This is a genomic window from Pseudanabaena sp. FACHB-2040 (assembly GCF_014696715.1).
Lineage (GTDB): Bacteria > Cyanobacteriota > Cyanobacteriia > Phormidesmidales > Phormidesmidaceae > JACVSF01.
The window spans coordinates 1-18,535 of record NZ_JACJQO010000039.1 but is presented as its reverse complement, the minus strand read 5'-3'; the positions used below and the strand labels follow the sequence as shown (position 1 = coordinate 18,535).

General features: G+C 48.8%; 19 protein-coding genes and 9 pseudogenes. 27 read left to right on the top strand and 1 reads right to left on the bottom strand.

The features are described 5' to 3' along the window. The first annotated feature begins 25 nt into the window (after window positions 1-25). The 27 genes and pseudogenes from H6G13_RS27505 to H6G13_RS27385 all read left to right on the top strand — a co-directional run bounded on the left by H6G13_RS27505 (window position 26) and on the right by H6G13_RS27385 (window position 18,338). Window positions 26-646, top strand: coding sequence for an FMN-dependent NADH-azoreductase (locus H6G13_RS27505; protein ID WP_190488895.1), 621 nt, complete (start codon window positions 26-28; stop codon window positions 644-646). A 52-nt stretch (window positions 647-698) separates the two neighbouring features. Beyond that, window positions 699-824 carry an AraC family transcriptional regulator gene (locus tag H6G13_RS29315; RefSeq protein WP_347277543.1) on the top strand — a complete coding sequence of 42 codons (126 nt, stop codon included), beginning with the start codon at window positions 699-701 and terminating at the stop codon, window positions 822-824. Between the two features lie 200 nt (window positions 825-1,024). Next, window positions 1,025-2,125, top strand: coding sequence for an NADH:flavin oxidoreductase (locus tag H6G13_RS27495; protein ID WP_190488894.1), 1,101 nt, complete (start codon window positions 1,025-1,027; stop codon window positions 2,123-2,125). A gap of 294 nt (window positions 2,126-2,419) precedes the next feature. Next, complete coding sequence (locus H6G13_RS27490) at window positions 2,420-2,941, top strand: SDR family oxidoreductase (protein ID WP_347277542.1); 522 nt, start codon at window positions 2,420-2,422, stop codon at window positions 2,939-2,941. A gap of 131 nt (window positions 2,942-3,072) precedes the next feature. After that, a complete protein-coding gene (locus H6G13_RS27485; protein WP_199306938.1) occupies window positions 3,073-4,017 on the top strand; it encodes a zinc-binding dehydrogenase in 945 nt (314 codons plus the stop codon). A 69-nt stretch (window positions 4,018-4,086) separates the two neighbouring features. Then, the gene (locus tag H6G13_RS27480) at window positions 4,087-4,464 is read left to right on the top strand and encodes a hypothetical protein (RefSeq protein ID WP_190488892.1); all 378 of its coding nucleotides are present in this window, start codon (window positions 4,087-4,089) and stop codon (window positions 4,462-4,464) included. 122 nt (window positions 4,465-4,586) lie between these two features. Beyond that, window positions 4,587-4,763, top strand: a pseudogene (locus tag H6G13_RS27475) (SDR family NAD(P)-dependent oxidoreductase); the annotation flags it as partial. A 117-nt stretch (window positions 4,764-4,880) separates the two neighbouring features. Next, window positions 4,881-5,462 carry a nuclear transport factor 2 family protein gene (locus H6G13_RS27470; protein WP_190488890.1) on the top strand — a complete coding sequence of 194 codons (582 nt, stop codon included), beginning with the start codon at window positions 4,881-4,883 and terminating at the stop codon, window positions 5,460-5,462. Window positions 5,463-5,621: 159 nt separating this feature from the next. Beyond that, window positions 5,622-6,290, top strand: coding sequence for an NAD(P)H-dependent oxidoreductase (locus H6G13_RS27465; RefSeq protein WP_190488888.1), 669 nt, complete (start codon window positions 5,622-5,624; stop codon window positions 6,288-6,290). Between the two features lie 157 nt (window positions 6,291-6,447). After that, window positions 6,448-7,203 carry an SDR family oxidoreductase gene (locus tag H6G13_RS27460; RefSeq protein WP_190488886.1) on the top strand — a complete coding sequence of 252 codons (756 nt, stop codon included), beginning with the start codon at window positions 6,448-6,450 and terminating at the stop codon, window positions 7,201-7,203. 131 nt (window positions 7,204-7,334) lie between these two features. Further along, a pseudogene (locus H6G13_RS27455) lies at window positions 7,335-7,607 on the top strand (GMC oxidoreductase); the annotation flags it as partial. Between the two features lie 497 nt (window positions 7,608-8,104). Further along, window positions 8,105-8,249 (top strand): annotated as a pseudogene (locus H6G13_RS29655) (alpha/beta hydrolase); the annotation flags it as partial. A 318-nt stretch (window positions 8,250-8,567) separates the two neighbouring features. Further along, window positions 8,568-9,326: an NAD(P)H-dependent oxidoreductase gene (locus tag H6G13_RS27450; protein WP_190488884.1), complete on the top strand. Its 759-nt coding sequence runs from the start codon at window positions 8,568-8,570 to the stop codon at window positions 9,324-9,326. 85 nt (window positions 9,327-9,411) lie between these two features. Next, window positions 9,412-9,537, top strand: a pseudogene (locus tag H6G13_RS29310) (disulfide bond formation protein DsbA); the annotation flags it as partial. 231 nt (window positions 9,538-9,768) lie between these two features. After that, window positions 9,769-9,951, top strand: a complete 183-nt coding sequence (locus tag H6G13_RS27440) for a hypothetical protein (RefSeq protein ID WP_190488882.1) — start codon at window positions 9,769-9,771, stop codon at window positions 9,949-9,951. Further along, the gene (locus tag H6G13_RS27435) at window positions 9,948-10,694 is read left to right on the top strand and encodes an SDR family oxidoreductase (RefSeq protein ID WP_190488880.1); all 747 of its coding nucleotides are present in this window, start codon (window positions 9,948-9,950) and stop codon (window positions 10,692-10,694) included. The genes H6G13_RS27440 and H6G13_RS27435 overlap by 4 nt, the downstream gene beginning before the upstream one ends. Window positions 10,695-10,899: 205 nt before the next feature. After that, a pseudogene (locus tag H6G13_RS27430) lies at window positions 10,900-11,165 on the top strand (SDR family oxidoreductase); the annotation flags it as partial. A 60-nt stretch (window positions 11,166-11,225) separates the two neighbouring features. After that, window positions 11,226-12,108, top strand: a pseudogene (locus H6G13_RS29650) (alpha/beta hydrolase). 170 nt (window positions 12,109-12,278) lie between these two features. Continuing rightward, window positions 12,279-12,465: pseudogene (locus tag H6G13_RS29645) on the top strand (hydrolase); the annotation flags it as partial. Window positions 12,466-12,531: 66 nt separating this feature from the next. Beyond that, the gene (locus tag H6G13_RS27420; RefSeq protein ID WP_190488878.1) at window positions 12,532-13,431 is read left to right on the top strand and encodes a pirin family protein; all 900 of its coding nucleotides are present in this window, start codon (window positions 12,532-12,534) and stop codon (window positions 13,429-13,431) included. A 112-nt stretch (window positions 13,432-13,543) separates the two neighbouring features. Further along, window positions 13,544-14,566, top strand: a complete 1,023-nt coding sequence (locus tag H6G13_RS27415) for an LLM class flavin-dependent oxidoreductase (protein ID WP_190488876.1) — start codon at window positions 13,544-13,546, stop codon at window positions 14,564-14,566. Between the two features lie 53 nt (window positions 14,567-14,619). Then, a pseudogene (locus H6G13_RS29640) lies at window positions 14,620-14,733 on the top strand (SDR family oxidoreductase); the annotation flags it as partial. Window positions 14,734-14,879: 146 nt separating this feature from the next. Then, window positions 14,880-15,743, top strand: coding sequence for a dioxygenase (locus H6G13_RS27405; protein ID WP_190488874.1), 864 nt, complete (start codon window positions 14,880-14,882; stop codon window positions 15,741-15,743). A gap of 30 nt (window positions 15,744-15,773) precedes the next feature. Beyond that, on the top strand, window positions 15,774-16,247 hold the full coding sequence (locus H6G13_RS27400) for a lipocalin-like domain-containing protein (RefSeq protein WP_190488872.1): 474 nt from the start codon (window positions 15,774-15,776) through the stop codon (window positions 16,245-16,247). 512 nt (window positions 16,248-16,759) lie between these two features. Then, complete coding sequence (locus H6G13_RS27395; RefSeq protein ID WP_190488932.1) at window positions 16,760-17,404, top strand: NAD(P)-binding domain-containing protein; 645 nt, start codon at window positions 16,760-16,762, stop codon at window positions 17,402-17,404. A 252-nt stretch (window positions 17,405-17,656) separates the two neighbouring features. After that, complete coding sequence (locus H6G13_RS27390; protein ID WP_190488870.1) at window positions 17,657-18,130, top strand: nuclear transport factor 2 family protein; 474 nt, start codon at window positions 17,657-17,659, stop codon at window positions 18,128-18,130. Window positions 18,131-18,155: 25 nt separating this feature from the next. Continuing rightward, entirely contained in the window at window positions 18,156-18,338 is a 183-nt protein-coding gene (locus H6G13_RS27385) for a hypothetical protein (RefSeq protein ID WP_190488868.1), read from the top strand. 96 nt (window positions 18,339-18,434) lie between these two features. Here H6G13_RS27385 and H6G13_RS27380 read toward each other — a convergent pair. Next, window positions 18,435-18,535: pseudogene (locus H6G13_RS27380) on the bottom strand (IS1 family transposase); the annotation flags it as partial.

Here is an 18,535-nt window from a genome sequence, read left to right as displayed (position 1 = left end):
AATTGAAATTTCTGATTAAGGCAATATGGCAAGCATTCTGCATATTGATTCAAGTCCACGGGGAGAGCGCTCCAAATCTCGCAAGTTGGCAAAGAAGTTTATCGATGCGTGGCAAGACTTACATCCTGATGACGTGATCATCTATCGTGATTTAAGACAAACGCCAGTTCCTCACGTCACCGAAGACTGGATTGCGGCTTCTTTTATTGCGCCAGAAGCACTGACTTCAGAAATGGCTGAACTGTTGAAGTTTTCTGATGAGTTAGTGGATGAGTTTTTGGCAGCCGATCGATGTGTTTTCAGTGTGCCAATGTACAACTTCAGCATTCCGTCCAATTTCAAGGCCTACATTGATCAAGTGGTTCGTGTGGGTCGCACATTCATGGAGGAGAATGGTCAAGTCAAAGGACTTGCGAACGGTAAAAAAGTTTTGTTCATCACATCGCGAGGCGTTGAGTTTGAAGCAGGGTCTCCTTACGAAGGATGGGATAGTCAGGAACCTGCGCTCCGGTATGCTTTTCAATACATGGGTGTGACCGACATTCAGTTCATTCATGCCAATGGTCTAGATATGGGAGACGAGGCACGAAAACGGGGGCTAGACGAAGCAAAATCTAAGATTCAAGAGCTAGTTAATGGCTGGTAGCACTAGTCAGCGAATCAGTCGATATTGATGTTATTGGAAAACGGACTTAGCGATTACTCTGAGGGAACTTGCTTCGCAAACCATAGACATTGCCTTACAAGTCGGTTTCTCCAGTCAAAACCATCTGACGCAACAGTTCAAGTGCCTTACTGGAATAACCTCCAAGCAGGTTCGCTAATCCTATAAGAATCTGAAAGAAGTTCAGCGTTGACAATCATTACACTCAAGTTAGATCAGACAAGAATCCAATGCAGCTTACGTCAGACGTACAACAACAAGATTGGCAAGCGATCGCAGTAGGCAAGTAAAACGCCAACAGCAAGCAAAGGTACGTTCACTTGTATATTTCACTCGTTAACAATTTCTCAAGAGATTAGCATGTCTATTAACACGCTTTTCCAACCCTTTAGCTTTAAGGGATTGAAGCTGCCGAACCGAATTGTGATGGCTCCAATGACGCGAGGCTTTTCACCTGATGGCTATCCAACGAAAGACGTAGCAAATTACTATGCAAAACGTGCTGCTGCTGAAGTCGGGCTGATCATCTCCGAGGGGACGGGTATCGCACGACCCGCATCGCTAAACGGTGTTAACCTTCCCCGCTTCCACGGTGAGCAGGAGCTTGCTGGCTGGAAGCAAGTCATTGATGCAGTCCACGCTGCCGGAGGATTGATGATCCCGCAGCTCTGGCATGTTGGCGCAGTGCCATCCCCATACGGCGACGATCTACCCGTTGACCTGTTTGAAAGTCCTTCGGGTCTAAATAGTCCTGACCAGCCGTTTGGGAGAACGATGACTGACACAGACATCGCCGATACGATCGCTGCCTTTGCCAGTGCAGCGGCGGATGCAAAGCGGCTGGGTTTCGATGCTGTTGAACTCCACGGGGCACATGGCTATCTGATCGATCAGTTTTTCTGGAAGGGCACGAACCATCGCACCGATCGATTTGGAGGTGTGACGCTCGCTGAGCGCGGACGTTTCGCTGCCGAGATTATTCAAGCCGTCCGTGCAGCAGTCGGTTCTGACTTTGCGATCATCCTTCGCCTGTCGCAATGGAAACAACAGGACTACACTGCCCGCCTTGCGAATACTCCAGCGGAGATGGAGGAGTGGTTACAACCGCTGGTGGATGCAGGTGCAGATATATTGCATTGCTCACAACGCCGTTTTTGGGAGCCGGAGTTCGACGAATCTGAGCTAAACTTTGCGGGCTGGGCGAAGAAGTTGACAGGGGTTCCCACCATTACCGTAGGGTCGGTCGGTCTCAACGGCGATTTCATCAGAGCTTTTAGTGGTGAAGCATCACAGGCTGCGTCACTTGATGAATTGCTGCGTCGGCTGGAGCGCGGTGACTTCGACTTGGTTGCAGTTGGACGTGCGCTGCTGCAAGATCCGCAATGGGCTGTAAAGATACATCAAAACCGTACCGCTGATCTCATGAACTTTAATCCCTCAGCGTTAGCAATACTCACTTAAAAGCGCTGGTTTGAATGTCTGATCCTCTCAACTGATCGTTTCAACCGAATTAGCGATCGCATTGGGCAAGTGTAGGGGTGATTATCTATCAAGTCCTTTATCGCTAAAAAGGTTCTAATATGTTTTCTAGACTGATGATAGCGGTTGCAACCACAGTGCTAACGATTGTGACCTCTTGTCTTTTTCCAGCGGTATCACTGAGCAAAAGCGCGATTGCTCAAGTGCCAGGTATCTATCCATTCAAGTTAGGTGATTTCACAATTACAGCCTTGAGCGACGGCACACTCCCCCAAGATCTACATACGCTGCTGTCGAATACGAACCCAACAGAAGACGATCGCAATCTACGGCAAACTGGATTGTGCCTTTAACAATGCTGGCATCGATCTTGTTGTGACACCGTTGCATGAACAAGCGATCGAGGATTTTGACAAGATCCTGTCGGTCAATGCACGAGGACTATTCTTGTGTATGAAATACGAAATTCAGCAGATGCTAACCCAAGGCGTAGGCGCGATCGTGAACAATTCGTCCACCAATGGTCTTGTTGCGTTGCCAGGAATCTCTCCCTACGTTGCCAGCAAACACGCGGTGATGGGGCTGACACGCACTGCCGCACTTGACTATGCCAAACAGGGCATGCAGATTAATGCTGTTAATCCCGGTTCCATTGCGACTGATCTAATGGCTCGTAGCGCTGACCAGATAGGCATAACGTTCGATGATCTTGGGTCTATGGTTCCGATCGGTCGGATCGGTCAGGCAACGGAAGTTGCTCAAGCGGTTGTGTTTCTTTGCTCTGATGCTGCCAGCTAGATCACGGGACAACCCTTAGTGATTCTCCTGTAGGAGAGGCTACGCCAACGATGGTGGATATACAGCAAGTTGATTGAAACAGTTCTATCTAGAACATGAAACTATAGCCCTCTACACACAAGGATATGGCGATGCGTAGACTCGTGAGTTCACCAGATGCCGTTGGCAACCTCACCTTTCAAGACACTGAAGTTCCTACTCCGAAGGCTAACGAGTGCTTGATTCGCGTCAAGGCATTTTCGATGAATCGGGGCGAACTTAAGCGATCGCAAGATGATCTACTGGGCACTCCGATTGGCTGGGATGTCGTTGGCGTTGTTGAACAAACAGCGCAAGACGGCAGTGGCCCACCCACAGGGACAAAGATTGTTGCCCTCTCCATCCGCTCAGAGGGCTGGGCAGAATATGTAGCAATTCCGACTCGCTTTCTGGCTATTATTCCCCAGAGCGTATCAGATACCGATGCCGCCACACTGCCCGTCGCGGGGTTAACAGCACTGTATGCAGTGGAAAAGGGATCTCGTTTACCAGGAAGTCGAGTGTTGATCACAGGGGCAACAGGGGGAGTGGGACTCTTCGCCATGCAGCTTGCTCAGATGATGGGAGCTAGCGTCGTTGCCCAAATTCGTCAGCCAGTGCAAAAAGCATTTGTGCGAGATTACGGCGCAGATGAAGTGGTGCTAACCGAAACCGGGCAAGAAGCCAAGCAGTTCGCGCCTTATCGACTGATCGTTGATGGAGTAGGAGGTGAATTGGTCGGGACGCTAACTGCGTTTTTGGCTAAAGGAGGCACCTGCGTTTGTTATGGCAGTAGCAGCGGCAATGAGATGAAGCTGTCCCTACCAGACTTCTATTTCGAGAATGGAGGACAGCGCACGCTTTACGGGTTCACGCTGTACACCGAAGTAGAGATGGAAAGTGCTAGTTCTGGGCTGGCTCGTCTACTGAGGTTAGTTAAGCAGGGGCGGCTCAAAACGCACATCGATCGAGCAGTTTCATGGCGTGAAGCAGGCGTAACAGCGGCTGATTTGATCGGGCGCAGATTTTCAGGTAAGGCTGTGCTGCATGTGGACTAATTGTTGTTCATTGGCTGAGTTATGTCGGCCACACAGGAATAGATTATCGCTGAGCTTTATTTGCAGAAAATGAAACGATTTACCTTGTTTACTTTCCTGTATCTCGCGCTGGGACTTTGTCTGACAGCGATCGCACTTGGATACCCGAACCTGCCTTCGAGTCTTCAAACAAGCTTGTTCGTCAGTGCAGGAGCCTCCTACATTGCTTGTCTCCTCAGCACCTTCCCATTTTGGCGGGAGACGACGATCCGCTTATACCACGGGCGGAATTCAGCGGTCATTCTACCCTGGTTGGGGCTTGGAGTGAATGTTGTTTTGATGATCTGGAATTCTCAGAGTCAGAACTGGACGATGGAAGCCATTTTACAAGCGTTTTCGCGGCTAATAGTTGTCTTACTGTTTGCAGAAATCATTGTGATTACATGGCAAGTGAATTCTGAACATTAGTATCTAAATCAGATGATCCTGAAACGAACTCGCTCTTCACCATAAGAATCTGGAAGAAATCAAGCATTGGAACTTAGTACGCTTCAGATCAATGCAACGAAATTAATGCTAGGAGAAGCACAATGATACTTCAAGATAAAGTGGCATTAGTTACTGGTGGAACTTCAGGAATTGGTCGTGCAACTGCGGTCGCCTTCGGTGATGCTGGAGCAAAGGTAGTATTCTCAGGCAGACGCAACGCAGAAGGTGAAAAAACCGCCAAACTGATTCGCGAAACAGGCGCTGAATGCTTATACGTCCATTGAAACAAGTTCACTAACATCGCAAGAATCTGACAAATCATTTTAAGAATCTGAAAGCAGTCAAGCATTGGAACTCAAGACAATTTAGATAGATAGAAGCAGGAGTATTTAATCATGGTCAAAGAGCAAACTGTAGACGGACAAGCAAATTTACAAGCAACTACCAATTTGACACCAGCCCAGGAGTCTTTGCAAGCACTTTGGGAAGAGCATCTGCGACACGAGTTTGTCACTCACAGTACTGAAGATGCCCTCGCTACGATGGTTGAAGATGCTCACGTTAACCACATCCCGGTAATGACTGGGGGGGTCGGGAAACCAGCACTGCGCGAGTTTTATTCCAAATACCTCATTCCACAGATGCCGCCGGACATGGAGTTGACCCCAATCTCGCGCACGATCGGAACGGATCAACTCGTGGATGAAATGGTGGCTACGTTCACTCATACGATCCAGATGGACTGGATGCTACCTGGCGTTGCTCCAGCCGGGAAACGGGTGGAAGTGCCAGTAGTTGCGATTATTCGGTTTCGTGACGGCAAAATAGCCCACGAACACATTTACTGGGATCAGGCAAGTGTATTGGTTCAAGTCGGCTTGCTCGATCCGGGTACACTTCCCATCGTGGGCGTTGACAGCGCGCGTAAGGCGATCGATCCCAACTTACCTTCAAACACACTAATCGATCGCGACTAAGTGTAGGAGCCAGCAGATATCAAAGCCTAAACCCGCCATTTTGCAACCAGGATCGCAACTCGCCTGACCCAGCTACGTTCTATACCCGTGGTGAAAAAGGCTATCTAGATTATTCAGCCCTAGCAAAAGTTTAGAAACTTAGAAAACGAAATAACTCCCATGAAAGTTTTGATTGTTCTTGCACACCCAGAGCCGAAAAGTTTTAACGGAGCAATGTTTCAGACAGCAATTGACACGTTTAAAGACTCTGGGCATGATGTTCAATATTCAGATCTCCACACCATGAGATTTGACCCTGCATCCGATCGCCGCAACTTTGCGTCTGTCAAAGATCCTGACTACTTTAAGCAGCAACTTGAAGAGATGTATGCAATTGAAGTTGGAGGATTCGTTCCAGAAATTGAAGCTGAGATCCAAAAACTGGAATGGTGTGATCTGATGATTTGGCAATTCCCTTTGTGGTGGTTCAGTGTCCCTGCAATTTTGAAGGGGTGGGTCGATCGCGTCTTTGTTATGGGGCGTGTTTACGGTAATGGGCATATTTATGAAACGGGCAGATTTCGAGGTAAGCAAGCAATGCTCTCGTTGACCACAGGTAGCACAGAAGAGGACTATCTTGCAGGCGGTTTTAACGGTGATATCCATGCTATTCTGCGCCCAATTCAGCGAGGGATGCTGCAATTCGTTGGTTTTGACGTTCTTGCTCCGCAGATTGTTTATGCCCCCGTTCGCCAAACAGATGCAGTTCGTCAACGTATCTTGAATGATTTTTCGCAACGATTGCGAACCATTGAACGTGAGTTGCCGATCGCCGTAGGTCAGTATTGATCGGCATGGAACTGGCGGGACTGAATTTATGGGGCACGCAGCCAGGATCGTACTCATCCTGGTTGTAGGAGGCGCTTCTTATTGTTGGCTCCTACACGTATTGCTCATTGAGTTTTTGACAAAGTGACACAGCCATTCACAACAAGAGGTAACAATCATGATGCTTAAAGACAAGATTGCTTTAGTGACGGGAGGGACATCGGGCATTGGTCGTGCAACGGCGATCGCTTATGCCCAACAACAAGCAAAGGTGGTGGTGGTGGGTCGTCGCATGGATGAAGGCGAAGAAACGGTTCGATTGATCAAGGAAGCTGGCGGAGAGGCGATTTTTGTGCAAGCCGATGTCACGAAAGAAGCCGATATTGAAGCAATGGTTGATAAAGCGGTGAGTGCTTTTGGTCGGTTAGATATTGCCTTTAATAATGCAGGAACTATCGGCGAAAACCCCTCATTGATTGAGCAAACAGAAGCGGAATACGATCGCACTATGAACATCAATGTCAAAGGCGTTTGGTTGTCAATGAAACATGAAATTACTCAGATGTTGAAACAGGGAAGTGGTGCGATCGTCAATATGGCATCTGCAAATGGAGTCGTTGCATTTCCCACCTTCCCCCTCTACACCGCGAGTAAAAGCGCGGTAATCGGTTTAACAAAAGCTGCTGCGCTCCAATATGCCAAAGCGGGTATTCGCATCAATGTCATTGCACCAGCGGTAATCGAAACAGATATGTTTGAAGCAGCGGCAGGTGGGCAGGATGAAGTCAAAGCTTACATGGCAGGACTTCACCCGATCGGGCGAATTGGAACACCGCTTGAAGTTGCAAATGCAGTCCTGTTTTTATCATCTGACCTAGCATCGTTCACAACAGGTGAAACGTTGATGGTAGATGGTGGGTATGTAGCGCAGTAGTCGATCGGCATTTCAACAACCCTGAACTGAAGCAAATCTTGCCTTGGACGGGAACCTCCAAAGGTTCCCAAGCGTTCATCGATACGTTCGGTTGTACCGCAAAAAAATTAGAAACGCTACACATAGAGTTGAACTGCACGTGTTGTAACTCTACAGATAGCGCTTCAGGAATTTTTGCGACACAACCACCGCGAGGGCATGGAATTGAGGGCTTGCGGGTCGTGGATGTTTCTATCATGCCAGCAATTACTACAGGCAACACGAACGCACCAACGATCATGATTGGCGAAAAAGTAGCCGATTTAATTAAAGCAAGCCGCACTCGAAAAAATCTAATGGCTAAGCACCACGTGAAGAATCCTGCCCATTTAGCCTATTTAGGAATTGGTGATTCCGACGAATAAAAATTCATCTGCAAATTCTGCGATCGCCACCTTTCTCTCTGACATCTTTTCTCTATTGAGTAAATCTCAACTAAAACCTCTGAGTTATGTTCAAACTATCCGCTCAATCCTTGACTGCACTAGTCATTTCCACAGCATTAGTCCTGATCAGTTTGCAATCGCTCCAAATAAAGTCTACTCCGGCGGAGACACCAGATATATACCCGGCGAATCAGTCAACACTTATTGCAACAGCCCCCGCACCTCCCAACCTTGTTCCTGCTGTGCTAGGGGGTAGACCCGTTCATGTGCTGTATGTGACTCAATCTGAAGATACGGTCTTGGTACGTTGTTACCCCGGCTATGAACCGACGATCACGCTTCGAGCGATGGGTAGTAATCCCAATGCTAATACTCAAAAGGAAGGGATCATGACTTGCCGACCTTCTGAATAGAAACTACATTGTGCTATCCCCCGACTATCAGATACGCCCGGCTCATTCACAAAAGAGACCCTCATGCCTTACGTTACTGTCCGGTCAAGAAAACTCTGCCAACATTGATATTCACTATGAAAATTTCGGATCAGGTCAACCTATTGTGTTGATTCACGGGTTTCCACTCAGCGGTCATTCCTGGGAAAAACAGGTGGCGGTGCTGCTCAAAGAGGTTGTGTCGCAAGAAATTTCTGAAGCGCTACATGCAACGTTGTAGCATATGTACTTCAGCCCTATCTATAGCGTTTCCAGAATTTTTTGCGACACAATCATCAATCGTTGGGCGTTGAATTATGCTCCATCGAAGTGATGAATATGATTCGAAAAGGACAAGTAAAAGGAGTCAAGCAAGGAGACAGTATGTCTGGAGTGAAATTTATCTAAGCGATCTTTGAAATTGCTGCTTAAGGGAATGCAAACAACACCGATCGTTTGCCCCTAATAAGTTTTTGCGACACAACCGTTTTATATAGAAGCCGAAGCCATGTCACAACAGCTCAAAACAATCACGGATCGTCAGTGCCAAAATGCCCCTGCGCAGTATAGCGATTTAAAAGCTCTCTTTTTAAACTGCACACTCAATAGAACGCCAGTGTTATCCCATACACAAGGGGTTATCAATATTGCCAAAGCTATTTTCGAGGCCAATGGGGTAACCACTCAAGTCATTCGACCTGTAGATTATGAGATAGCAGCTGGGCTAGGGTTGGATATGTCACAAACTAACGAGTGGCAGGCAGATGAATGGCCCCAGATCCAGAAAGAAATTGACGCAACTGACATCTTAGTGCTGTGTACTTCAGTATGGCTGGGTGAAAAAAGTTCTGTTTGTAGTCGAGTTTTAGAGCGGATGTATGGATATACTCATCTTTTGAATGAGAAAGGTCAGTACAGAGATTATGGGAAGGTCGGGGCAACCCTCATTACCGGGAATGAAGATGGTGTTAAACATTGCGCTATGAATATTTTGTTTTCCCTATCGCATATTGGCTATACGATCCCTCCACAAGCGGATGCAGGCTGGCTAGGCGAAGTGGGCCCTGGTCCTTCCTATTTAGACCCAGGGTCTGGAGGGCCGGAGAACGAATTTACCAATCGCAATACCACCTTTTTAGCTTGGAACTGTATGCATATAGCCAGACTACTCAAAGATAATGGAGGTATTCCTCCTCACGGGAACCAACCTGACGTTTGGGATGCAGGTTGTAAGACAGACTTCAAAAATCCTGAGCATAAACGCTAGCAGGTACTGTCGCAAAAAATTTTGGAAGCACTATGAGTGGAGTTGAAATACACGTAATACAACACTTTAGATAGCGCTTTAATTTTTTTTGCGACAGTACCAACAAGTGCATGTCGATCGCATCAACGAAGATATCGAAGGCGGAATAGAGAGTGGAGTAACGACTGCCCCAGCCCTATTTATCAATGGAATTCGGTATACCGAGCGCTGAAACACGACGGAGTTGATGGCTGCCATAATTGCTCCAAGTCATTAAGTCCCCCGATCTTTGCTCTCAATTCATATCTGACTTGCCTGTAAGTGCTGTAAGTCATCTAATTTAAGGGCTAGACTTTGCCTATTCTGCTGAACAAAATTACCGCTTTTTGAACCATACCAACAACTGAATTCCTGCGTATTGATTTAGTGAATTACAAATCAGTATTTCATTGAGGATAATTCTATGACACGTTTACTAGTACAAGGCAAGAATAATTCTGGGCGTGAAGGTACACCTCAGACTGATTCTCTTCAGGACTCCTCAGTCAATCATGCCCTGATTGCGATCGCGCAAGAAGTCACTGAGTTGCTGAGACAAGCTTACCCGATACAAACTGATGAAATTACAACAGGAGAAACAGAATGATACTGCAAGATAAAGTGGCGTTAGTCACCGGAGGCACATCGGGAATCGGTAGAGCAACAGCGATCGCTTATGCCAAACAACAAGCAAAGGTGGTGGTGGTGGGTCGTCGAATGGATGAAGGTGAAGAAACGGTTCGATTGATTAAGGAAGCTGGCGGAGAGGCGTTTTTTGTGCAAGCAGATGTCACGAAAGAAGCCGATGTTCAAGCAATGGTTGATAAAGCGGTTGGCGTTTTTGGTCGGTTAGATATTGCCTTTAATAATGCAGGAATGGGCGGCGAAAATCCCTCATTGATTGAGCAAACAGAAGCGGAATATGACCGCACTATGAACGTCAATGTCAAAGGCGTTTGGTTGTCGATGAAATATGAAATTGCTCAGATGTTGAAACAGGAAAGTGGTGCGATCGTCAATATGGCATCTGTAGTTGGAGTCGTTGCACTTCCTAACATACTTCTCTACACCGCGAGTAAACATGCGGTAGTAGGCCTAACAAAAGCTGCTGCGCTTCAATATGCCAAAGCGGGTATTCGCATCAATGCTGTTGCACCAGGGGCAATCCAAACAGATATGTTTGAAGCAGTTACAGATGAGGCCAAAGCTTACTTGACAGGACTTCACCCGATCGGACGAGTTGGAACACCGCTTGAAGTTGCAAATGCAGTCCTGTTTTTATCATCTGACCTGGCATCGTTCACAACAGGTGCAACGTTGATGGTAGATGGCGGGTATGTAGCGCAATAGTCGATCAGCAGTGCGAAATGTCGCGACCAAGTGGCGATTGACCTGCATCATCCGCTCGATCACTCTTCATACTGTTGGTTCCTCAAGGGCATCCCGATATTACGCACTGTTTGATTGAGCAGTAATACATCAAAATGAGTCCATCATGACGACAACGCTTGCAGGCAAGGTTGCACTGGTAACGGTTGGTTCTCGTGGTTTAGGAGCAGCGATCGTAGGGTATGCAAAAGGTGTCCAGCGCGATCTTGGTCCGCGCAACATCACTGTGTGCAGCCAGGTATCATGCCGACGGACATGGCAACAGCCGCAGCCGACAAAGTGCCGGAAGCAGCGGAAGCGATGGATCTTCACGCCATCCGCCGGATCGCAACCTTGGAGGAGGTAGCGGCGACCGTTTGCTTCCTCGAAAGTTCAGACGCTGGCTACATCAGCGGCAATGTAGTGAATGTGTCCGGCGGATTCCAAATCTGAGCGTCGCAGTTCAGTCCGAAGCAGATCAAAACTTTTACCCGCGCAATCAAAGGAAAAGAGATGAAAATACGCTACGGGTTTCGACAGGTTGGTGATGTCGAAGTGTTCTACCGCGAAGCGGGGGCAAGCGATGCGCCAGTAATACTGCTGTTGCACGGCTTTCCGACCGCTAGCCACATGTTCCGCGACCTGATCCCTCTGCTCGCCGATCGCTTTCGGCTCGTCGCGCCGGATCTGCCTGGTTTTGGGCAGACCAAGGTACCACCGCGCGGAACGTTCGACTACACGTTCGACCGCCTTGCCGACGTAATCGAGGGCTTCGTCGATGCTTTGTCCCTTGATCAATACGTACTCTACACCTTCGACTACGGTGCGCCAGTAGGTCTGTGTCTGGCGATGCGCCATCCTGAACGTATCTGCGATCGTCTCGCAGAACGACAACGCCTACATTGAGGGTTTTAGTGATGAACGGGGGCCGTGGGAAACCTATTGGCGTGAACCGAGCGCAGCAAACCGGGAAGCCTGCCGGCCCTCGCTCGCGCCAGACACAATCCAGAACTGGCAGTATGGCACCGGAGCCGATCCAAACCTTTTGTCGCCCGACGGCTACGAACTCGACATCGCCTACATGGGGCGGCCGGGCGCGGAGGAGATCCAGCTCGATCTGATCCTCGACTACCGCAGCAACGTCGCGCTCTATCCAGCCTTCCAGTCGTACTTTCGCGAGCACCGTCCACCGCTTCTCGCCGTCTGGGGACGTCATGATCCGGCGTTTCTGCCCGCTGGTGCTGCCGCTTATCAGCGAGATCTCCCGGATGCAAAGATTCACCTGCTCGACGCCGGACATTTCGCGCTGGAGACGCATGCAGAGGAGGTGGCAGCTTTGATCCACACGTTCCTCGATGGAGCAATCGGTTCCACGCTGCGCTTGAAGCTGATTTGACAAAACACCCTAAGAATTTGAAAGAAACCGAGCCTTAGAAATCATAACATTTAATTCAAGTTAGGCAAGAATCTGAAGCAGCATTCATAGGAGATTTCATTGCTTTACGTTGCCATCAGTCAAAAAAGTTCTGCAACCATCGATCCCTAAAAGGAAACCTATAGCTATATCTGAAAATCAAAAAAATCGGTCTAGAAAGACTGCTTCGTCCAGAAGATAGCATCCTGGTAGTGATTGACCAACAGCCCTATCAGCTCACCAACTTGAACAGCCATGAACAAACGCACGATAATCATTAACAATGATATTGGTCTTGTCAAATCGGCAAAGGTATTCAATATGCCAACAATTCTTACTATCTTATGAAGTAGAACTAAGATTGTATCTTCGTCCACAACATCAACTAAGAATGGATCGTAAAAAATGAGTATTCAGCAATTAATCACGCCTGAAAAGCACAATTTAGGTGGGTTTAGCGTACAGCGCATCTTGCCGAGTGAAACCCTAAAAATGGTTGGCCCTTTCATCTTCTTTGATCACTTAGGCCCAGCTATTTTCCCGGCTGGAAAAGGCGTCGATGTTAGACCCCATCCACACATCAATTTAGCAACGGTTACCTATTTGTTTGAAGGAAGCCTTCTGCATAGAGATAGTCTAGGTACAGTACAAGAGATTTTTCCGGGCGAGGTGAACTGGATGACAGCGGGCAAAGGTATTGTTCATTCTGAGCGATCGCCCGAGAGCTTTAGAGAGAAAGAATCTACTCTTCACGGCATTCAGACCTGGATTGCCCTCCCCGAAAGCGCTGAAGAAGTTGAACCTAGCTTTTCACATTATCCGGCGACTGATTTACCGAGGTGGATTCAAACAGGCACCAGCGCGACTTTGATCGCCGGTAGCTACCAGTCTCACCAATCACCAGTTAAAACCTACTCTGCTACTCTTTACCTAGCGCTCGTTTTCACAGAGGGCAGTCAATTTCAGCTAGCGCCAATGGAAGGTTTAGAAAGGGCAGTTTATAGCGTCACATCCGGTCTATTCTTAAATGGAAAGCCTCTAGAGCCATATCGTCTAGCCGTTTTAGCGCCGGATGAATCCGTAGATATCAGTGCGGGGGCTGAGGCAAAAGCAATGATTATCGGCGGGGCACCAGTGGGCGATCGCACAAAGTACTGGAACTTTGTGTCGAGCCGCCCAGCGCGTATCGAGCAGGCAAAACGAGATTGGCAAGACCGCCGCTTCCCAGCGGTTCCCGGTGAAACTGAATTCATTCCGCTCCCTGCTAATTCAGATCACGGTAGTAGCGTGACCCCTCTGAGTTGACGATAGTTAGGCGTTTTTGCTGAGCGAGAGAACAGCAGCTTAACTCGTACAGCAAGGCTTTCTACCGTTTTGGATTAAGTCTATTTCATTCGCAAAACGCTTGGGAAATGATATGGAAGTTGGAATTGACAGCTTTGCCTCGGTTGGAACGAGTGAAAATGGTGAAACGGCGGATGCCACGCAGTCTGTCGCCGAACTGCTGGAGAGAATAGAGCAGGCGGATCGTTCCGGCTTGGATATCTTCGGTATCGGCGAGCATCATCGGCATGAATTTTTAGATTCGGCAAACGCGGTTATTCTCGCCGCTGCCGCCGCACGCACCGAGCGCATCCGTCTAACCAGCGCGGTTACAGTGCTGAGCGCGGCTGACCCGGTGCGTGTGTTTCAACAATTCGCCACGCTCGATTTGATTTCAAAAGGTCGCGCCGAAATGGTTGTCGGGCGCGGCTCGTTCACCGAAGCCTTTCCGCTATTTGGATTTAGTCTCGGCGATTACGACGAGATTTTCGCTGAAAAGCTCGAACTCTTGCTCAAAATTCGGGACAATGAAACGGTCGATTGGTCGGGCAAATTTCGCCCCGCGCTGGAAAACCAAGCGATTTATCCGCGTCCGCTGCAAAAGCCGTTTCCCATCTGGCTCGGGGTCGGCGGTACGCCGCAATCTTTCCGCCGCGCCGGAATGCTTGGACTGCCGCTCGTGGTTGCCATTATCGGAGGCGAAACGCATCGCTTTCGCTCGCTCATAGATTTATACCGCGATGCCGGAGAGTACGCTGGACACGCGCCCGAAACGTTGAAAGTTTCATTGCATTCAATCGGTTATGTCGCCGACACGACCGAGCAAGCCGTTGAAGAATTCTTTCCGGGCTACGCCGAAACGTTCACTAAAATTGGCAGAGAGAGAGGCTGGCCGCCCGTTACGCGCGCCGCTTTTGACGCACAGCGCGGCGCGACCGGCGCGTTACTGGTCGGCAGTCCCGAAGAAGTGGCAGAGAAAATCCGCCGTCATAGCGAGTCGCTCGGCGGCATTTCGAGAGTAACTTTTCAAATGGACAACGCGCAGATGAATCATGCCCAACTGATGCGCTCCATTGAACTGATTGGAACGCAAATGTCGCCACTCTTAAACAATTAAAATATGCGGACATAGTTCAACTTAAGTTCCGTTAGGGTAACAAGACAAAGAGGCGGGTTGAAACACCGCTTGAAGTTGCAAGTGCAGTCCTGTTTCTATCATCTGAGATGGCATCGTTCACAACAGGTGCAACGTTGATGGTAGATGGTGAGGCTGTAGCGCAGTAGTCGAACGACAGCGCGAGATGACAACACTTGCAGGCAAAGTTGCACTGGTATAGCTGTAGCCAATTAGATTAGGACACAGACTATAAGTCAAGATAGTCGCCGTAAAACAACCATCATTAATCACGTAACTAAAAAAGAGTTAAATTATGCAGAACATCACATTTGACACTATCACTGAAGCCGTCATTAATCATGGCGATCGCGGCAAATCTCACCCGCGACTCTATGAAATTTACACGAGCTTGGTTCGACATTTGCATGACTTTGCGCGCGAGGTGAATCTTACGGAACCCGAGTTGCAGCAGGGACGTAATTTTCTCAACCAGGCAAGTCATCACACTCAAGAGATTCCCACTGGAGAGATCCATTTGTTGACGGATCTACTAGGGATCTCGGAGTTGGTAGAATTGCTGCACGATGCCCATCGCAGTACAGAAAGCAATTTAGAAGGACCATTGTATGTGCCGAATGCACCAGAACGGCAGATGGGCAATCGCTTGGGTATTGATACAGAAGGAGATTCGCTTTTCCTGTCAGGCAGGGTTTTAGATTTGAACGGTCAACCGATCGCCAATGCTCTGATTGATATTTGGCAACCCAATTCCAAAGGATTATATGATGTCCAAGAGCCATCTCAGCCGTTGGGGAATTTTCGCGGACGTTTCAAAACGAACAAGAGTGGAAAGTATATGTTTGAAACCGTCGTGCCACTAGGTTACAAAGTGCCAAGCAGCGGTCCATGTGGCGAGTTGCTGGGACTCTTGGGACGGCATCCCTGGCGGGCGGCTCACATCCATTTCAAACTCAGTGCTCCGGAGTACACTCCACTGACAACACAAATTTTTATTGCTGGCGATCCTCACCTGGATTCAGATACAACCTTTGCCGTGCGATCGGCGATCGTTCAATTGCAAAAGCACGAAGCACTAGACGAACTCAAGGCACACAATCAAAGTAAACCGTTTCACACGACTGAGTTTGATTTTGTGTTGAAACCCGCTACTCTCTAGCGGAGAATCATCAAGCAATGGTTGCACACTATGTCTACACCATCAATCCAGAACAATCTGCTAATTGGCATTTGGAAGTTAATTTCTGCAACTGCCATTTACGCTGATGGAACGGTGACTCCAGACGTGTATGGAACTCATCCGGTTGGCTACATCACTTACACATCAGATGGTCACATGATGGTGATGTTTTCTAGGAGCGATCGCACACCGCTGAGTCAGGAGGTCAGATCACCGCTGACTCCCCAGATGCAATCCTTACCCGTGGAAGAGCTTGCTCAAGCATTTACAACATTCAATGCTTACGCTGGAACTTATACGTTGAGTGGCAACACAGTAACTCACCAGATCAAAATTGCATCAATTCCTAATCGCGTTGGTACAACATTAGTTCGCACCTTTACTCTTAATGAGAGCCGACTAACGCTCGTAACGCCGCCAGTCTTGAGTGATGGTGTTGAAGCGGTTTTTGAGCTGCTGTGGGAACGCATTATAGCAAGGTGAGTTCGTTGTCGATAACGAAGTAGAGGCAAGTACGATCACTTTTCACTCACTGAAAACGTCGCTATCCTCAGTTATCTCGACGGACGAAACTGGCTCAATGGCGAATGATCGATTGCTGCTCCCTACCTGTTTGTCATTCTGCGTTGGGCGATCAACACTCAGGTCGGACTACAAGGCTTTGAGAACCTGTCACGATTTGTAGACCGCATGAATCTCGATGCTGGTCTGCGTGCCGCGCTGGCTACCGAAGCAGAATCAAAGCCATCTTAGAGACGGCAAACGCGGCGATCGCGCTCAGGCAACAATAAAGGATTCTTGTCGTTCTGAAATGACGGTAGGCAATGGATGCTTGCCCCATTTTGAAGTCTGCTTAACACAGCATTGTTAAGACGGTGCTCGATCGCTGCATAACAATTGTGATGCAACAGACAAAAACACATTATCAATTTACAACGGAGAAACCTCTCATGTCTGACATTACCCTTGGTCAAGAAAACTCTGCAAACATCGATATGAGTATCGGAATTATTGGTTCAGGAGCCCTCGGCTCAAACCTGGCGCGCATGTTGGCAAAAAATGGCATTGCAGCCACCATAGCCAACAGGCGCGGACCGGAATCGCTGGCTGACTTTGTGGCCGAAGTGGGCCCCTCCATAAAGGCCGGCACTGTTGCCGAAGCCGCCAGCGCCGACATCGTCATTGCGGCTGTGCGCTGGGTCGATGCAGAGAAGGTATTCAGTGCCCTGCCTGCATGGAATGGTCGCATCGTCATTGACAGTACCAACCCAGTTGAATTCCTCGACCCAGATTCACCTGATGCCAAAGACCCCAGCAATCCGCTGGCAGCCTACGGTATCAGGGCTGTTGATCTAGGCGGCAAATCCTCCAGCGAGGTGTTCAAGCAATACATACCGGGTGCACGCGTAGTGAAAGCCTTTAATCACCTGGAGGTGAACCTATTGCAAGAGCCTAAAGTGTCTGGTGGACAGCGGGTGCTGTTCTACTCAGGTGACGACGCCGATGCCAAAACCCAAGTGCGAAAAATCATTGACGGCACGGGCTTCTTCCCTGTGGATCTAGGCACTCTGGAAGCTGGCGGCACGATTGCGTCTTTGCCGTTTGGTTCATTGGCTGCGCACAACTTCATCAAGATCTGATCGCGCAGAAGAAGTCTCCGACGAGCATCGAAATTTCATCGCTTATGGTCCTAGCTGCGGGCCATAAGCGCGCGTCGGGTTTCACGACTGTGAAGCCGCTGGGCGTTGGTCCCTATGTGATGAATACCCGCATGGGTGGCTTGAGCGGAGCACCCGATTAGCGACAGCAACACAACCGGACTGAACCATAGCCCCGAGATTACCGCACGCAGGGCAAGTCAACATTTGTAACTTTAACTTGGACAAAATCACATGCAAGAAGATCACCTCCATAGCGAAGCCACGCTCGCCATCACCGATCCCGGCGCACCTGCGGGTCTGACCGCAGCGCAATTGCTGAAGTGCAGTCTGGACACTTTCCTAGCCAAAGATATTAAGGGCTGGGCTGAACTCTGCGACGAAAACGTCGTCGTCGAATTCCCCTTCGCGCCCGACGTGGCGACCAGAAAGCTGGTGGGCCGAGCGGCTATCTACGAGTATTTGAAGAACTATCCTAGCGTCATTGACTTGCAGCGGATTCCCACGCTGAAGATCAACTCTACCGATGACCCCAACATGGCTATTGCCGAGTGGAGCGTCTCAGGCCGGGTGATCAGCAACGGCAATCCCTATGAAATGAGCTACGCCACGTTTGTGACTGTCAAGAATGGGTTGATCGTCAATTACCGCGAGTACTGGAACCCGATGGTGTTCATGGCAGCCATGAGCGGCGCAAAGTTCTGGTGACCTTGGCGAGTTGCTAAAACCGTTCGTGTTCCTTGACCTAGCTAGTTTTCCCGAAGAAGTGGCGGAGAAAATCCGCCGTTACAGCGAATCGCTCGGCGGCATTTCACGAGTAACTTCTCAAATGGAAAACGCGCAGATGAACCACGTCCAACTGATGCGCTCCATTGAACTGATTGGAATGCAAATGTCGCCACTCTTGAACGATTAAAATATGCGGGCATGGTTCAACTCAAGTTCGGCTAGGGTAACAAGATAGAGAAAACGGATATGAAATTGGCTCTGCGGTAGTAAGGAATAGTAATGGTTAAGAACGCAAAGAGGCATTGTAATGATGCACAAAATACCAAATTGCACCAACGTGGTTACTCAACTTTTTGGAGAACGACAAGGTCTTACGAACTAGGC

What these genes read in the sequence shown, in the direction of transcription:
- H6G13_RS27465 (WP_190488888.1), top strand. Translation starts at nt 5,622, where the DNA reads ATGAAAGTTTTGATTGTTCTTGCACACCCAGAGCCGAAAAGTTTTAAC.
- H6G13_RS27415 (WP_190488876.1), top strand. Translation starts at nt 13,544, where the DNA reads ATGGAAGTTGGAATTGACAGCTTTGCCTCGGTTGGAACGAGTGAAAAT.
- H6G13_RS27505 (WP_190488895.1), top strand. Translation starts at nt 26, where the DNA reads ATGGCAAGCATTCTGCATATTGATTCAAGTCCACGGGGAGAGCGCTCC.
- H6G13_RS27440 (WP_190488882.1), top strand. Translation starts at nt 9,769, where the DNA reads ATGACACGTTTACTAGTACAAGGCAAGAATAATTCTGGGCGTGAAGGT.
- H6G13_RS27395 (WP_190488932.1), top strand. Translation starts at nt 16,760, where the DNA reads ATGAGTATCGGAATTATTGGTTCAGGAGCCCTCGGCTCAAACCTGGCG.
- H6G13_RS27420 (WP_190488878.1), top strand. Translation starts at nt 12,532, where the DNA reads ATGAGTATTCAGCAATTAATCACGCCTGAAAAGCACAATTTAGGTGGG.
- H6G13_RS27400 (WP_190488872.1), top strand. Translation starts at nt 15,774, where the DNA reads ATGTCTACACCATCAATCCAGAACAATCTGCTAATTGGCATTTGGAAG.
- H6G13_RS27450 (WP_190488884.1), top strand. Translation starts at nt 8,568, where the DNA reads ATGTCACAACAGCTCAAAACAATCACGGATCGTCAGTGCCAAAATGCC.
- H6G13_RS27480 (WP_190488892.1), top strand. Translation starts at nt 4,087, where the DNA reads ATGAAACGATTTACCTTGTTTACTTTCCTGTATCTCGCGCTGGGACTT.
- H6G13_RS27495 (WP_190488894.1), top strand. Translation starts at nt 1,025, where the DNA reads ATGTCTATTAACACGCTTTTCCAACCCTTTAGCTTTAAGGGATTGAAG.
- H6G13_RS27485 (WP_199306938.1), top strand. Translation starts at nt 3,073, where the DNA reads ATGCGTAGACTCGTGAGTTCACCAGATGCCGTTGGCAACCTCACCTTT.
- H6G13_RS27405 (WP_190488874.1), top strand. Translation starts at nt 14,880, where the DNA reads ATGCAGAACATCACATTTGACACTATCACTGAAGCCGTCATTAATCAT.
- H6G13_RS27390 (WP_190488870.1), top strand. Translation starts at nt 17,657, where the DNA reads ATGCAAGAAGATCACCTCCATAGCGAAGCCACGCTCGCCATCACCGAT.
- H6G13_RS27460 (WP_190488886.1), top strand. Translation starts at nt 6,448, where the DNA reads ATGATGCTTAAAGACAAGATTGCTTTAGTGACGGGAGGGACATCGGGC.
- H6G13_RS27470 (WP_190488890.1), top strand. Translation starts at nt 4,881, where the DNA reads ATGGTCAAAGAGCAAACTGTAGACGGACAAGCAAATTTACAAGCAACT.
- H6G13_RS27435 (WP_190488880.1), top strand. Translation starts at nt 9,948, where the DNA reads ATGATACTGCAAGATAAAGTGGCGTTAGTCACCGGAGGCACATCGGGA.